Source organism: Rhodoblastus sphagnicola (assembly GCF_002937075.1).
GTDB classification, from domain to species: domain Bacteria; phylum Pseudomonadota; class Alphaproteobacteria; order Rhizobiales; family Beijerinckiaceae; genus Rhodoblastus; species Rhodoblastus sphagnicola.
The window spans coordinates 1-14,678 of the sequence record NZ_NHSJ01000114.1 but is presented as its reverse complement, the minus strand read 5'-3'; the positions used below and the strand labels follow the sequence as shown (position 1 = coordinate 14,678).

General features: G+C 64.4%; 13 protein-coding genes. 10 read left to right on the top strand and 3 right to left on the bottom strand.

Annotated features, from left to right (window positions below):
• Positions 1 to 56: 56 nt before the first annotated feature.
• Positions 57 to 452 carry a (R)-mandelonitrile lyase gene (locus tag CCR94_RS18515; RefSeq protein WP_104509330.1) on the bottom strand — a complete coding sequence of 132 codons (396 nt, stop codon included), beginning with the start codon at positions 450 to 452 and terminating at the stop codon, positions 57 to 59.
• Positions 453 to 1,127: 675 nt separating this feature from the next.
• Between CCR94_RS18515 and CCR94_RS18510 the strand changes: the two genes are divergently transcribed.
• Positions 1,128 to 1,940 (top strand): oxidoreductase, encoded by an 813-nt coding sequence (locus CCR94_RS18510; RefSeq protein ID WP_104509312.1) that lies wholly within the window; start codon positions 1,128 to 1,130, stop codon positions 1,938 to 1,940.
• Positions 1,941 to 1,995: 55 nt separating this feature from the next.
• Complete coding sequence (locus CCR94_RS18505) at positions 1,996 to 2,754, top strand: SDR family oxidoreductase (RefSeq protein WP_104509311.1); 759 nt, start codon at positions 1,996 to 1,998, stop codon at positions 2,752 to 2,754.
• 34 nt (positions 2,755 to 2,788) lie between these two features.
• Here CCR94_RS18505 and CCR94_RS18500 read toward each other — a convergent pair whose 3' ends face one another.
• Together CCR94_RS18500 and CCR94_RS18495 are read right to left on the bottom strand one after the other, a co-directional pair.
• Complete coding sequence (locus tag CCR94_RS18500; RefSeq protein ID WP_104509310.1) at positions 2,789 to 4,309, bottom strand: cation:proton antiporter; 1,521 nt, start codon at positions 4,307 to 4,309, stop codon at positions 2,789 to 2,791.
• Positions 4,310 to 4,448: 139 nt separating this feature from the next.
• Positions 4,449 to 5,342: a LysR family transcriptional regulator gene (locus CCR94_RS18495; RefSeq protein WP_104509309.1), complete on the bottom strand. Its 894-nt coding sequence runs from the start codon at positions 5,340 to 5,342 to the stop codon at positions 4,449 to 4,451.
• Between the two features lie 135 nt (positions 5,343 to 5,477).
• Here CCR94_RS18495 and CCR94_RS18490 point away from each other — a divergent pair, with 135 nt between their 5' ends.
• From CCR94_RS18490 to CCR94_RS18455, 8 genes are all read left to right on the top strand, one after another.
• Positions 5,478 to 6,527, top strand: a complete 1,050-nt coding sequence (locus CCR94_RS18490) for an NAD(P)-dependent alcohol dehydrogenase (RefSeq protein ID WP_104509308.1) — start codon at positions 5,478 to 5,480, stop codon at positions 6,525 to 6,527.
• Positions 6,528 to 6,572: 45 nt separating this feature from the next.
• Positions 6,573 to 7,373, top strand: coding sequence for an SDR family oxidoreductase (locus tag CCR94_RS18485; RefSeq protein WP_104509307.1), 801 nt, complete (start codon positions 6,573 to 6,575; stop codon positions 7,371 to 7,373).
• Between the two features lie 54 nt (positions 7,374 to 7,427).
• Complete coding sequence (locus tag CCR94_RS18480; RefSeq protein WP_104509306.1) at positions 7,428 to 8,255, top strand: SDR family oxidoreductase; 828 nt, start codon at positions 7,428 to 7,430, stop codon at positions 8,253 to 8,255.
• 244 nt (positions 8,256 to 8,499) lie between these two features.
• Positions 8,500 to 9,489 carry an aldo/keto reductase gene (locus CCR94_RS18475; protein WP_104509305.1) on the top strand — a complete coding sequence of 330 codons (990 nt, stop codon included), beginning with the start codon at positions 8,500 to 8,502 and terminating at the stop codon, positions 9,487 to 9,489.
• 25 nt (positions 9,490 to 9,514) lie between these two features.
• Positions 9,515 to 10,255 carry an SDR family oxidoreductase gene (locus CCR94_RS18470; RefSeq protein WP_104509304.1) on the top strand — a complete coding sequence of 247 codons (741 nt, stop codon included), beginning with the start codon at positions 9,515 to 9,517 and terminating at the stop codon, positions 10,253 to 10,255.
• A gap of 2 nt (positions 10,256 to 10,257) precedes the next feature.
• Positions 10,258 to 11,097 (top strand): MFS transporter, encoded by an 840-nt coding sequence (locus CCR94_RS18465; RefSeq protein WP_244594132.1) that lies wholly within the window; start codon positions 10,258 to 10,260, stop codon positions 11,095 to 11,097.
• On the top strand, positions 11,045 to 11,482 hold the full coding sequence (locus CCR94_RS18460; protein WP_244594131.1) for an efflux RND transporter periplasmic adaptor subunit: 438 nt from the start codon (positions 11,045 to 11,047) through the stop codon (positions 11,480 to 11,482). Before CCR94_RS18465 ends, CCR94_RS18460 begins: the two co-directional genes overlap by 53 nt.
• Before the next feature lie 49 nt (positions 11,483 to 11,531).
• The coding region (locus CCR94_RS18455; protein ID WP_104509302.1) for an efflux RND transporter permease subunit at positions 11,532 to 14,678 on the top strand (3,147 nt) is incomplete at its 3' end.

The following is a 14,678-nucleotide window of genomic DNA, read 5'->3' as shown; positions in this document are numbered from 1 at the left end:
TGCGTCCAGGTTCGTGCTTCTTCGTAAGCCTTCATCCGTCAATGCGATCCGCGCGATCAGCCGAAATATTGCGCGTCGGTGACGTGCTCCATCCAGTCGGCGCTCTTGCTGTCGAGGCTTTCCTGAACGGCGACATGGGTCATGGCCGTCGTCGGGCCGGCGCCGCGCCAGTGTTTTTCGCCCGGCGCGATCCACACCACGTCGCCGGGCCGGATGACCTCGATCGGCCCGCCTTCGCGCTGAACCCGGCCGCAACCGGCGGTGACGATCAACGTCTGGCCCAGCGGGTGGCTATGCCAGGCGGTGCGGGCGCCGGGCTCGAATGTGACCGTGCCGCTGGAGACGTGAGCGGGCTCCGGAGCCGCGAAGAGCGCGTCGATCCGCACCGCGCCGGTGAACCATTCCGCCGGCCCTTGTGCGGAGGGCTGCGAGCCATTGTGTTTGATGTCCATGTTTCCGCTCCTCATACGGTTTCCGCGAGATCGCCTCTCGATCCGCGGAAACGGATCACGCGTGGCCGGGGTCCATGGGATAGAGACCGCATTGCCCCAATCGTTGCGCGCCTTGTGAACGTCCGAGTGGCGGACGCCGCAAGACAGGATGTCGATCGCGACATCGTCGGGGCGCGGTTCGCGGCGCTCGAAACGCCACGGCGCGAGCCTGCCTTGCGCCGAATGGGCGGCATATCCTGAAACCTTGGCGACCATGACAAATCCTCGTGCCGGCGGGATTTTCGTTTGGGGCGGGCGAACGCGTGAAAGAAACAGCCGCGCGATTGCGGGCCCAGAGTCGGAAACTACTCAAGGAGTCGGGGGCAGCCGCCCCCTCGGCCGGTCGAACGATTTGCGGGCGCCGCGACTTTTCCCTTTGTGATGAGAGGTTAGCTCTTTCCCTGTGCTTCGATTAGGCAGCAAAATCCGCATGCGCCTATGAATGTCATTCATGAGTGTGGCGCGCGATGGCGATGGTCAAGGCGTCGTTCTTGCTTCTCTTGCACAAGCGCAAGCGTGTCCCTGCAAGCGCCCCAGAAGAAGCCGCGAGAAACTATCGTTTCGATATTGACTGACTATCGAAATGATACCATCGTTCTTCCAAGCCAGCCCCACCCTGTCTTGAAGGAAACCAAAATGAGTACGATCCATCGCGTCGCCCTGGTCACCGGGGCCTCCTCGGGCATTGGCCGCGCAACCGCGACGGCTTTGGCCAAGGCGGGTTATCGGGTTTTCGGCGCCAGCCGGAGGCCCTCGCCCGTCGGCCTCGCTGGCGTGACCATGCTGCCCTGCGACGTGACGGACGACGCCTCGGTGTCAAAGCTCGTGGCTGACGTCATTGGCGAGGCCAGCCGCATCGATCTCCTGGTCAATAATGCCGGGGTGGGACTGCTGGGCGGCGCGGAGGAATCCTCGATCGCCCAGGCTCAACGCCTGTTCGACATCAACGTGTTCGGCGTGATGCGCGTGACCAATGCGGTGCTGCCGATCATGCGGCGGCAAGGAAGCGGGCGCATCGTCAACATGAGCTCCGTTCTGGGCTTGATCCCCGCGCCCTTCAACGCCCTATATGCCGCGACCAAACACGCCATCGAAGGCTATTCGGAGTCGCTCGATCATGAATTGCGCACGCAGGGCATTCGCGTTGTCGTGGTCGAGCCGGCCTATACACGCACCTCGTTCGAGGACAATCTGGTCAAGCCGGATCAGGCGCTTGATGTCTATGATTCCGGCCGCGCCAGCCTGAGCGCCGTCATGCGCAAAGCCATGGAAACCGGCGACATGCCCAATGTCGTCGCCGGCGCCGTGCTGAAGGCCGCGACGGCCCTTCGTCCGAAGCATCGCTATCCCGCTGGAAAAATGGCCGGGCAGGTCAGCTTGCTGCGCCGTTTCGTCCCCGAATCCGCCTTCGACAAGAGCCTGAGAAAACAGAACGGCCTCCCGGCGTGAAGCGCCAGAGGCCATCGTTTCACACGACCAACCACGCAAACCAGGAAACACGACAATGCAGATCACCGGCAACACCATTTTCATCACCGGCGGCGCCTCCGGCATCGGGCGCGGCCTCGCCGAAGCCTTTTTTGCGCGCGGCAATACGGTCGTGATTGGCGGGCGCCGCAAGGCCCTGCTCGAAGAAGTCGCCGCCGCCAATCCCGGCATGGGCTTCATCGAGATGGACGTAGAAGATCCCGCCAGCATCGCCGCCGCCGCGACAGAACTGACGGCGCGCTATCCGGCGCTCAACGTGCTGATCAACAATGCCGGGATCATGCCGTTCGACAATGCCGGCGGGCAGATTGACGAGGCGGTCGCGCGCCGCATCGTCGACACCAATCTGCTCGGACCGATCTTGATGACCTCGGCGCTGATCGAGCACCTCAAGCGGCAGCCAAGGGCGACGATCATCCACAACACTTCCGTGCTCGCCTATCTGCCGCTGGCGCCCACAGCCGTCTATTCGGCGACCAAGGCGGCGCTGCATTCCTATGCTCTGTCACAGCGCTTCATGTTGCGCGACACCAGCGTCAAGGTGCAGGAAATCGCGCCGCCGTGGGTCGACACCGACCTGATCAAGCGGAGCGGCGATCCCCGCGCCATGCCGCTCGACGCCTTCATCGCCCAGACCATGGCGGGACTGGAAACCGAGGACGAGGAAGTGATCGTCGAGGCGGCGCGCCCGCTGCGCGCCAATCAGGGCCCCAACGAGCACGCGCTGATCAATGGTTTCAACGCGTCGGTGATCGCCAATCCGATCCCTGTCTGATCCGACCGCGCCGGCGCGAAAGTCTCGCGCCGGCTCAGACGCGCGTGGTCAGCTCCAGACGATCGAGTTCGTGCTCCACCTGCCGGTAAGCGTCATCCCCAATCTCGCCGCGACAGCGCAAGTCGTCGAGCGCATGGCGCGCATGGGGGATGATCTGTCGCCGTAAGATTTTGTCTGGCACGGCATAGGGGTCTTGCCCGGCCTTGGCCTGTTCCAGCATTGACGCATATTCCAGGCGAAGTCGTTCGGCGGCCGGGCCGTCTTCGCCGCCGAGCGCCTCCAGCGCGGCCGTCAGGGTCGCCGCGCGCGCCAGCGCGATCTCCTGTTCGATCAATCTGTCCGCCGGCAAGTCGAGCCAGGCGAGCAGCGGGCGCAGCGTGGCGCCCTGAATCACCAGCGTGCCCAGCACCACGGTGAAAGCGGTCAGCAGAATGAAGGGGCGATAGGGAAAGGCCTCGGGCAGGGCAAGCGCCGCGGCGAGTGTCACGATGCCGCGCATGCCGGACCAGCCGACAATGAGCGCGGCTTTCATGCTTTCGGGTCGGGTCATCTCTCCCGGTTCGTTCGCGGTGGCGTGGCGCAGGCCTCGGTAAATGAACGCCCAAGCCAGCCGAACCGCGATCACGACGGCGAGAATCACAAGGGACAGCAGCAGCCAGTCGATGTGCCGGCCATCTTCCAGCGCGGCCAGAATCGGGCGAAGCTGCAGGCCGATCAGCGTGAAAGCCAGCACATTGAGCACGAAGGTCACGGTCTCCCAGTTGGCGTAGGACTTCAGCCGGACATCGGCGCGCGCGGCGAGCGTCGAACCGCGCCCGGCCGTGAGCCCGAACGTCACCAGCGTCACCACTTCGGACAGACCGAGGCGCTCTGCGAGCAGCCAGACGCCGAAAGTGGTGATGAACTGAAGGACTGTCGACGTTGGCGCATCCGCGATGCGATTGATCAGGACGAGGGCGAGCCGCGCCAGACTCCAGCCCACGATGACGCTGCCGAAAGCGACCAGAAGAAATTGCGGCGCCGCCTCTTGGAACGTCAGTTCTCCCGTGACGACCGCGCCCACCGCGAGCCGGTAAATCAGCAGGGACGTAGCGTCGTTGAGCAGGCTTTCGCCTTCGAGCACGGAGCGGATGCGGTGGGGCGGCTTGGCTTGGCGCATCACCGCGATGGCCGATACGGCGTCGGGCGGCGCCAGCAGCGCCCCCAGCGCAATGGCTGCGCCCCAGGGCATGTCCGGCAAGAACCAGCGCGCGACCATGGCGACGGCGAGGGTCGTCAGCCCGACGGCGACGACCACCAGCGAAAACACCGGCCGCCAGTTGCGCTTGAGATCCCGGAACGACATGTCATGCGCGGCGTCCAGCAGCACGGGGGCGACGAACAGCGCCAGGATCAGATCGGGCGGCAGATCGAGGCTCGGCAGCCCCGGCGCGAAAGCCAGTACGGCGCCGCCGAGCGCCAGCAGGACCGGATAGGGCGCGCCGATCGCCCGCGCCAGCATCGACAGCAGCGCCGCGCCGAGCAGCAGGGCCAGGATGGTCTCGAAGATCAGCATGGGTGAAACATCCTTCCCTGACAGATTTGAATTCGCCCAAACCTGTCGGCGAGTCCGCCGATCCTGTTCGCAAGACCGGCGTCCAGTTTCGCGGATTTGCTTGGCGCGCGCTGTAGACGCCTTCGTCGCCGGTTTTCAATCAGTCGCGCGTGCGCAAGGCTTCGACGAACAGTTCGAAGGCTGGCGAAGCCTGGCGCCGGCTTGGGTAATAAAGGTGATAGCCCGGAAACGGCGGACACCAGTCTTCGAGAACGCGGACGAGGCGACCCTGCGCGATCAGGTCGTCGAATTGATCGTCGGGAAGACATGCCAGCCCAAGGCCGTTGACCGCCGCGCGAACGATCATCGGCGCGTCATTGCAGGTGAACTGGCCGTCGACGCGGACATTGAGGGGGCGGCCGTTGTTTTCGAACTCCCAGGCGTAAAGCCCGCCCAGCGTCGGCAGGCGCAGATTGATGCAGGCATGCTGCGTCAGCTCGTGCGGCGTCACGGGTTTCGGACGCCGTGCAAAATAATCTGGCGACCCCACGACGGCCATCCGCAACTCCGGGCCGATCTTGATGGCGACCATGTCTTTTTCAACGCGCTCGCCCAGGCGCACGCCGGCGTCGTAACGCTCGGCCACGAGATCGGTCAGCCGCCCATCGATCGAGATCTCCACCATAATGTCGGGGTAATCGGCCATGAGGCGCATCGCCGCCGGCATCAGGATTGTTTCTGCGGGGCGGCGGCTCGAGGTGATGCGAATGACGCCGGCCGGCTTGTGGCGCAGGGCGGTGAGCGAATCGAGCCGCGCCTGGATCTCGCCGAAGGCGGGACGAAGCGTCTGGACGAGCTGCTCGCCGGCCTCGGTCGGCGCGACATTGCGGGTCGTGCGCGTCAACAGCCGAACGCCCATGCGCTCCTCCAGCCGCCGGATCGTATGGCTCAGCGAGGATTGCGATGTGCCGATGCGCGCGGCGGCGCGGGTAAAACTGCGCTCCTCGGCCACCGCCAGGAATCCGATCAAATCGCCAAGTTCGTCGCGTTGCATTCATGAATCCAAAACATAGGCTCATGCAGAATATCTGATCTAATTCCCATAATCCACTGGTGCTATGTTGCGTCCCTGAAGCCCTCGATCCCGGTCCTTGGCTTGTCACGATCCGCAACAGGAAATGTTTGAACCATGAAGACTCGTGGCTTTGCCTGCACATCGGCCCGCGCGCCGCTGGCGCCCTTTTCCTTCGAGCGTCGCGCGCCCCGCGCCGATGATGTGGTGATGGAAATTCTTTATTGCGGCGTCTGCCACTCGGACTTGCACTGGGCCCGCAACGATTGGGGCTGGACGGTCTTTCCCGCCATTCCCGGTCACGAAATCGTCGGCCGCGTCATCGAAATCGGCGCAAAGGTCAAGAAATACCGCATCGGCGACCATGTCGCGGTCGGCTGCATGGTGGACAGTTGCCAGCATTGTGACCAATGCCTGAAGGGCGAGGAGCAGCTTTGCCGCGAGGGCAATACGGGAACTTATGGCGGGTTCGACCGCTTCACCAAGGAGCATACGCTCGGCGGCTATTCCAAGCATATCGTCGTTCGTGAAGAATTCGTGCTGCGGGTTCCCGACAGCCTTGACCTCGCCAGGGCCGCGCCGCTGCTGTGCGCCGGCATCACCACCTGGTCGCCGCTGAAGACCTGGAAGGTCGGTCCCGGCAGCCGGGTCGGCGTCATCGGCCTGGGCGGTCTCGGCCATATGGCGGTCAAACTCGCCGCCGGCTTGGGCGCTCATGTCACCGTGCTCAGCCGCACGCCCGACAAGGCCGCCGACGCCCATGCGCTGGGCGCGCACGCCCTGCTGGTTTCAAGCGACGCCGACGCCATGGCGAAAGCCGCCAATGGGTTCGATCTGATCATCGATACCGTGCCGGTCAAGCACGACCTCAACCCCTATATGCCGCTGCTCGATGTCGATGGCACGCTGGTGATCGTCGGGCAGATCGGCCCTCTCGCGGAGCCGAGCACGGTGCCGCTGGTTCTCGGCCGGCGCCGGATCGCGGGCTCGCCGATCGGCGGCATTCGTGAGACGCAGGAAATGCTCGATTTCTGCGCCGAGAAGAACATCCTGCCGGACTGCGAGATGATCCGCATGGACGAGATCAACCACGCCTTCGAGCGGATGGAAAAATCGGACGTCCGCTATCGCTTCGTCATCGACATGGCCTCGCTGAAACTCGACTGATCGGCCTCGTCCCTACGGATGCGCCCACAGACAGTTGGAGTGGTTATGAGTTCTGTCCCGTTGACCATTCTCGTCGTCGGCGCGACCGGAAGTATCGGACGCCTTGTCATTGAAGAGGCGCTGGCGCAAGGCCATGTGGCGCGCGCGCTTGTCCGCGACGCCGCCAAGGCGCGCCAGCTGCCCCCGGCGGCGCAGGTGATCGTTGGTGACGTGACCCGGCCGGAGACGCTCGCCGCCGCCGTGGATGGCGTCGACGCCATCGTGCTGACCCTGGGCGCGGACGGCCAGGGCAAACGCGGCGCCGAACAGGTGAGCTATGGCGGCGTACGCAATGTGCTGGCGGCGCTGGGAACGCGCCGCGCGCGGATTGCGCTGATGACCGCCATCGGCGTCACCGAACGCCTCGGTCCGTATAATCGCGCCACCGAGGCCCATGACTGGAAACGCCGCTCCGAACGCCTCCTGCGCGCCAGTGGCCTCCCCTATACGATCGTGCGTCCCGGCTGGTTCGATTATAATGCGCCCGACCAGCATCGTATCGTTTTGTTGCAAGGCGACACGCGGCGCGCCGGCGACCCCAGCGATGGCGTGATCGCGCGCCGCCAGATCGCCCAGGTGCTGGTGGGCAGCCTGTCCTGTGATCAGGCGCTGGGCAAGACATTCGAACTGGTCGCGGAAAAAGGCCCGGCGCCGGACCGTCTCGATGCATTGTTCGCTTCTCTTGAGTCAGATCCCCCAGGCGCTCTCGATGGCGTTCAGGATCTGCCCAATATGCCGCTCGACGCGGAGCCGCGCTATGTCCGCGAAGAGCTGGAAAAATTCGCGTCGCACGCCAAAGCGATCTGAAAAGTCGATCTGAGCCGGTCCTCGCCGTTCACCGATGTCACGAAAGGAAAAGCCATGACCGATGTCATTGTCGTCATTGGAGCCGGATCGATTGGTCAGGCCATCGCGCGCCGGGTCAGCGCCGGAAAACAGGTTTTGTTGGCGGATCTGCGTCGGGAGAATGCCGAAGCGGCGGCCAAGGTGCTGAGCGAGGCCGGGTTCGAGGTCAGCGTGGCGACAGTCGATGTTTCCGCGCGTGCGTCGGTTCATGATCTTGTCGGGGTGGCGACGGCGCTCGGCGAGGTCAGGGGCGTGATTCACGCCGCCGGCGTCTCGCCCTCGCAGGCTCCGCCGGAGGTCATCCTGAAAGTCGATCTCTATGGAACGGCGGTCGTTCTCGAAGAATTCGGCGCGGTCATCGCGCCCGGCGGCTCCGGCGTGGTGATCGGCTCGATGTCCGGCCACCGCCTTCCGGCGCTGACGCCCGACCAGGACAAGGCGCTGGCGACGACGCCCTCCGACGATCTGTTGGCGCTTCCGATGCTGCAACCCGATAAGGTTGCCGACCCGCTGCGCGCCTATCAGGTCTCCAAACGCTGCAATTCGTTGCGGGTCATGGCCGAGGCCGTGAAATGGGGTAAGCGTGGCGCGCGGGTCAATGCGATCAGCCCGGGAATAGTGATCACGCCGCTCGCCAAGGACGAATTGACCGGTTCGCGCGGCGCCGGCTACCGCCGCATGATCGACCTGTGCCCGGCCGGCCGCGCCGGAACGCCCGACGAAATCGGCAAGCTTGGCGCCATGCTCATGAGCGAGGCTGGCGCTTTCATCACCGGAGCCGACTTTCTGATCGATGGCGGCGTGACGGCTTCCTATTGGTATGGGGACCTCGCGCAAAAGTAACAGGCGCGCGCGCCCCAGTCCGGCCGCGCCCCCGCGCAAGGACGGCAATTCATGAAACTGCCGCATAAGGTCATACGGAATATATGATCTAATCAAGCCAACGGTTTGAGACTATTTCACGATCAGGAATGAGTGTTCGGCGATGTCACCCCGCCGACCGCCTCCTTGCGCGCCAGCTTCCAGCAAATGACCGCTGTTTCAGACTGGGGCGAGGCGCGCGCAAACCGGCGACAGGACATTGACGATGCAAAGACGCAAGCTTGGCAAAAGCGGCCTTGAGGTTTCAGCCATAGGTTTTGGCTGCATGGGGCTGAATTTCAGCTATGGGCACGCGCTGACCAACCAGGACAGCATTGCGCTGATCCGCAACGCCGTCGAGCGCGGCGTCACCTTGTTCGACACCGCTGAAATCTACGGCCCCTACACCAACGAAGCGATTGTCGGCGAGGCCTTGAGACCCGTCCGTGAACAGGTCGTGATCGCCACCAAATTCGGTTTCAACATCGAGAACGGCAAGATGGCTGGCGTGAACAGCAGGCCCGAACGCATCCGCGCCGCTGCGGAAGGGTCGTTGCAACGCCTTGGCGTCGAGCAGATCGACCTGCTTTATCAGCACCGCGTCGATCCCAGCGTGCCGATCGAGGAGGTCGCGGGCGCGGTCAAGGACTTGATCGCCGAGGGCAAGGTCAAGCACTTCGGCCTGTCCGAGCCGAGCGCGCAGACCTTGCGCCGCGCCCACAAGGTGCAGCCGGTCGCCACATTGCAGAACGAATATTCGCTGTGGACGCGAGGCCCGGAGACCAATGGCGTCCTCGAAACCTGCGAGGAGCTCGGCGTCGGCCTCGTGCCCTACAGCCCGCTCGGCAAGGGGTTTCTGACCGGGGCGATGAGCAAGGACACCAAACTCGGCGAGGGGGATTTTCGCAAGATCCTGCCGCGCTTCACGCCGGAGGCGATGGAAAAGAACCAGGCTCTGGTCGATCTGTTGCAGCGCATCGCCAAGGAGAAGGCCGCGACGCCCGCCCAGATCGCGCTGGCCTGGTTGCTGGCGCAAAAGCCCTGGATCGTTCCGATCCCCGGCACCACCAAGCTTCATCGCCTGGAGGAAAACCTCGGCTCGGTCGATGTCGCGCTGACGCAGGGCGATCTCGCCGAGATCGAAAGCGCCGCCGCCGCGATCAAGGTCGAGGGCGAGCGTTATCCCGAACAGCTCTTGAAGACGACCGGCCTGTGAGCCCGATGACGCCCCGGAGGACAGCATGACGGAAAACATCAAGGACAAGGTCGTCGTCATCGCCGGCGCCAGCAGCGGGCTCGGCGCGGAAACCGCCCGCCAGCTGGTGAAAAACGGCGCCAGGGTTGTGCTCGGCGCCCGGCGTGTCGACCGGCTTGAGGCGCTGGCCGAGGAGCTTGGCCTCGGCAAGGACGCGATCCTCGGCGCCGATGTCGCCGACGCCGCGCAGGTGCAGGCCCTGGTCGACAAGGCGATCGCCAACCACGGCCGGATCGACGTGATGATCAACAATGCCGGCGTCATGCCGCTGGCGCCGCTCGAACTGCTGCAAATCAAGGAGTGGCATCAGGTCATCGACATCAACATCAAGGGCGTGCTCCATGGCGTCGCCGCCGCGCTTCCTTACATGAAGACCCAGAAGAGCGGACATTTCATCAATGTCTCCTCGGTCGCCGGTCACAAGGTCCGGCCGGGCAATGTCGTCTATGCGGCGACCAAACATGCGGTGCGCGCCATCTCGGAAGGCTTGCGCCAGGAGGTCAAGCCTTACAACATCCGCACCACCATCCTCTCGCCCGGCGCGATCGACACCGAGCTGCCCGGGAGCATCACGGCGACCGAAGTGGCGAAGGCCACGCAGGGTTATTACGCGCAGAACGCCATTCCCGCCTTGAGTTTCGCGCGCTGCGCGCTCTTCGCGATCAGTCAGCCAGACGATGTTGACATCAATGAAATCCTGTTCCGCCCGACTAGGCAGGAGCTCTGATCTTGGCCGAGCGGGGAGCTGGAGCCGAGACGCTCGACAACCAGGCGGCCATGCCGGGCCGCGCGATGGCTACGCCCGACCATGCGCCGAGCCAATGGCGCGTACTCGCCATCCTCAGCGCGTTGATGGGGTTCGCCTCCCTCTCCACGGACACCTACCTGCCCGCCATGCCGGCCATGGCGCGCGCGCTCAAGGCCGACGCCGGCGATGTGGACTTCACCATCTCGGCCTATCTGATCGGTTTCAGCTTCGGGCAGTTGTTCTGGGGCGCCGTCAGCGATCGTCACGGCCGCCGCCTTCCCGTGGCGGCGGGGCTTGTTCTCTTCATCATCGGATCCGCCGGCTGCGCGCTGTCGGCGGGCGTCTGGACGATCATATTCTGGCGCGTCGTGCAAGCGCTGGGCGCCTGCGCCAGCGTCGTGCTGTCCCGGGCGATGGTGCGCGACCTTTACGAGGGGCCGCGCGCGGCCCAGATGCTTTCAACCCTGATCGCCATCATGGCGATCGCGCCGCTGCTGGGTCCGATCCTTGGCGGCGAGATCGAGGTTTTCGCTGGCTGGCGCGCCATTTTCTGGGGGCTGGTCGGCGTCGGCCTCGTGACGCTCGCGGCGCTGTTCACGTTGCCCGAAACCTTGCCCGCGTCACGGCGTCAGACAGCCTCCCTCGGTGGCGCCTTCGGTCGATATGGCCAGCTGCTCAAGAACCGCAAAATCCTCGGCTACGCCGGAGCGGACGCCTCTGCGCGCCGCGCCCGGAGACCAGGCGCCCGATCGTGGCCTCAGCCTTCCCGTGCGACTGAAGCTTCTCGACGAGAAAACATTCAGCCGCGACGGCCGCATTGATTTTATCGACAATGCCGTCAGCACGGAGTCCGGCACGATCCGCGCGCGCGCCGAATTTTCCAATGCCGATGGCAAGCTGACTCCGGGCATGTTCGCGCGCATTCAACTTTCATCCTCGGCCGCCGTGGATGCCTTGCTTGTTCCCGACGCAGCCGTCGGCTCCGAGCAGGTGCGCAAGTTCGTCTATGTCGTTGACGCCAACAATGTGGTCGCGCCGAAATATGTCACCCTCGGGCCGCTGGTCGATGGACTGCGCGTGATCGAAACCGGCCTCGACGCCGACGACACGATTGTCACCGTCGGTTTGATGCGGGTGCGGCCCGGCGCGAAGGTCTCGCCGCAGCAGGCGACCGCCCAAGCCGAAACGAAAACGAAGGCGAACTGATCGCGCGTCCTCACGCGATCAGGCAAAGGCAAAAAGCAGGCGCCAGCACATGAATTTCTCAAAATTCTTCATCGACCGGCCGATCTTCGCCGCCGTGATTTCGATCGTCATCGTCATCTTCGGCGCGGTCTCGCTGGTTCGCCTGCCGATCGCGCAATATCCGGAGATCGCGCCGCCGGTCATCAACGTCACCGGGCAATATCCCGGCGCAAGCGCGGAGGTCGTCGCCGCAACCGTCGCGTCGCCGCTGGAGCAGCAGATCAACGGTGTCGAGCACATGCTCTACATCTCGTCGAATTCAACCGGCGACGGTCGGTTTTCCATCTCGGTGACCTTCGAGCTTGGCGCCAATCTCGATACGGCGCAGGTGCAGGTGCAGAACCGCGTCTCGATCGCGCAGCCGCGCCTGCCGGCCGATGTGCGCAACATCGGCGTCACCGTGGCCAAGGCCTCGCCCGATCTGATGATCGTGGTGCATCTGCTGTCGCCGGACAATTCGCGCGATTCCCTGTTCATTTCCAATTACGCCAACGTCAATGTGGTCGATGTGCTCAGCCGCGTCGAGGGCGTCGGCTCGATCACCGTGTTTGGCGGGCGCGATTATTCGATGCGCGTCTGGCTCGATCCGGATCGGCTGCAAGCGGTCGGCATGACGTCGGGCGATGTCGTCAGCGCGCTGCAACGGCAGAATGTGCAGGTCGCCGCCGGCATTCTCAACCAGCCGCCGACGACGACGCCCGGCGCTTTCCAGATCTCGGTGCAGACGCTCGGGCGTCTGGTCGAGCCCGGCCAGTTCGGTCAGATCGTCGTCAAGCAGACCAATGACGCCGTCGTGCGCCTGAAGGATGTCGCGCGGGTTGACCTGGCCGCGCTGGACTATGGCGTGAATTCCTATCTCGACAAGACCTCCGCCGTGGGTCTTGGCGTGTTCCAATTGCCCGGCTCCAACGCCATCGACACCGCCGAGCGGATCAAGAAGACGATGACGGTCCTGTCAAAGGACTTCCCGCCCGGTCTGGAATATAAAATCGTTTACAATCCGACCGAGTTCATCCAGCAATCGGTCGAGGCGGTCGTCCACACCATCTTTGAAGCCATCGTGCTGGTGGTGCTGGTGGTCGTGCTGTTCCTGCAGACATGGCGCGCCGCGATCATCCCGATCGTCGCCATTCCCGTTTCGCTGGTCGGCACGTTTTTCCTGATGAGCGTCTTTGGCTTTTCGCTGAACAACCTGTCCATGTTCGGCCTGGTGCTCGCCATCGGCATCGTGGTGGACGACGCCATCGTCGTCGTCGAGAATGTCGAACGCAATATCGGGCTCGGCCTCAACCCGCGCGACGCCGCGCGCAAGACGATGGAGGAGGTCGGCTCCGCGCTGGTCGCCATTTCGCTGGTGCTCTCGGCGGTCTTCATCCCGACGGGCTTCATTCCCGGCATATCCGGCCAATTCTACCGCCAATTCGCGCTCACCATCGCCGGCGCGACCGTCATCTCGCTGATCGTCTCGCTGACGCTATCGCCCGCGCTGTGCGCCCTGCTGCTGAAACCGCATGAAGCCCAGCGCCACACCAGCCGCCTGTTGCGGCCGATCACCGGTTTCTTCGCTGGCTTCAACTGGCTGTTCGACCGCATTTCCTTCGGCTATGGCAAGATCGTCGGCAGGGTGGTGCGCTTCGCCTCCGTCGCGCTGGTCGCCTATGTCGCGATCATTGGCTTCGGCCTCAACGAGTTTCGTCGCACGCCCGTGGGCTTCATCCCGCAAATGGACGCCGGCTATCTCATCGCCGTGACGCAATTGCCGCCGGCGGCGGCGATTGACCGCACCGACGCCGTCAATCGCCGCGTGGTCGAACTGGCGCTCGACGTTCCCGGCGTCGCCCACGCCGTCAATATTGTCGGCTTCTCCGGCGCCACGCGCACCAACGCCCCCAATGCCGGCGCCATTTTCGTCAACCTCAAGCCGTTCGAGGAGCGCGCCAAGGATCCGGCGCAGACGGCGGCGGCGATCCGCATGGCGCTGATCAAGAAATTTTCCGTCATCGAGGACGGCGCCGTCTTTGTCGTGGCGCCGCCGGCGGTGCGCGGCATCGGCAGCGCGGGCGGGTTCCGCATGATGGTCGAGGACCATGCCGGCGCCGGTCCGGCGGCGCTGCAACAGGCGGTCGGAGAGATGATGGCCAAGGCGGCGCGGACGCCGGGGGTGAACCAGGTGTTCTCGCTGTTCGAAAACGCCACGCCGCAGATCTATCTCGATATCGACCGCGACAAGGCGCAATTGCTTGGCGTCAATGTCACCGATGTCTTCAGCGCCTTGCAGACCTATCTTGGCTCGGCTTATGTCAACGACTTCAATCTGCTTGGGCGCACGTTCCGCGTGACCGCGCAGGCGGACGCCGCCTTCCGCATGGACCGGACCGACGTTCTCAAGATCCGTGTCCGCAACGCGCAAGGCGCCACGGTCCCCTTGGGGTCATTCACGGTGGTCAGGGACATAGCCGGACCCTCGCGCGTGCCGCGCTACAATCTGTTCCCGGCGGCGGAACTCGATGGCGCGGCGGCGCCGGGCTATTCGCAGGGACAGGCCCTGGCGATCATGCAAAAGCTCGCCGATGAAACCCTGCCGCCGGGGTTCAGCACGGAATGGACGGAGATCGCCTTTCAGCAAATCCGCGCGGGCGACGCCGCCATGTTCGCCTTCGCGCTCGGCGTGGTGTTCGTGTTTCTGGTGCTGGCCGCGCAATTCGAGAGCCTGACCTTGCCGCTGGCCGTCATCATGATCGTGCCCATGAGTCTGGTCGCGGCCATCTCGGGCGTCATCCTGCGCGGGCAGGACAACAACATCCTCACCCAGGTCGGCTTTGTCGTGCTGATCGGTCTGGCGGCAAAGAACGCCATCCTGATTGTCGAGTTCGCCAGCCAGCTCGAAGAACAGGGACAGGATCGCTTTGCGGCGGCGGCCGAAGCCGCGCGCCTGAGAATGCGCCCGATCGTGATGACCTCGCTCGCCTTCATCCTCGGCACGGCCCCGCTGGTCTGGGCGACGGGCGCGGGCGCGGAACTGCGTCAGGCCCTGGGCACGGCGGTGTTCTCGGGCATGATCGGCGTCACCCTGTTCGGCCTCGTCTTCACCCCGGCCTTCTATGTGCTTTGCCGGAAATGGGCGGGAAAGCGCCGCAACGCGCCGGCCGGTGAAAGT

Bases quoted from the DNA above. Each gene is read 5' to 3' on its own strand.
- CCR94_RS18515 (WP_104509330.1), bottom strand. From the start codon at position 452: ATGGACATCAAACACAATGGCTCGCAGCCCTCCGCACAAGGGCCGGCG.
- CCR94_RS18510 (WP_104509312.1), top strand. From the start codon at position 1,128: ATGAGTACGATCCATCGCGTCGCCCTGGTCACCGGGGCCTCCTCGGGC.
- CCR94_RS18505 (WP_104509311.1), top strand. From the start codon at position 1,996: ATGCAGATCACCGGCAACACCATTTTCATCACCGGCGGCGCCTCCGGC.
- CCR94_RS18500 (WP_104509310.1), bottom strand. From the start codon at position 4,309: ATGCTGATCTTCGAGACCATCCTGGCCCTGCTGCTCGGCGCGGCGCTG.
- CCR94_RS18495 (WP_104509309.1), bottom strand. From the start codon at position 5,342: ATGCAACGCGACGAACTTGGCGATTTGATCGGATTCCTGGCGGTGGCC.
- CCR94_RS18490 (WP_104509308.1), top strand. From the start codon at position 5,478: ATGAAGACTCGTGGCTTTGCCTGCACATCGGCCCGCGCGCCGCTGGCG.
- CCR94_RS18485 (WP_104509307.1), top strand. From the start codon at position 6,573: ATGAGTTCTGTCCCGTTGACCATTCTCGTCGTCGGCGCGACCGGAAGT.
- CCR94_RS18480 (WP_104509306.1), top strand. From the start codon at position 7,428: ATGACCGATGTCATTGTCGTCATTGGAGCCGGATCGATTGGTCAGGCC.
- CCR94_RS18475 (WP_104509305.1), top strand. From the start codon at position 8,500: ATGCAAAGACGCAAGCTTGGCAAAAGCGGCCTTGAGGTTTCAGCCATA.
- CCR94_RS18470 (WP_104509304.1), top strand. From the start codon at position 9,515: ATGACGGAAAACATCAAGGACAAGGTCGTCGTCATCGCCGGCGCCAGC.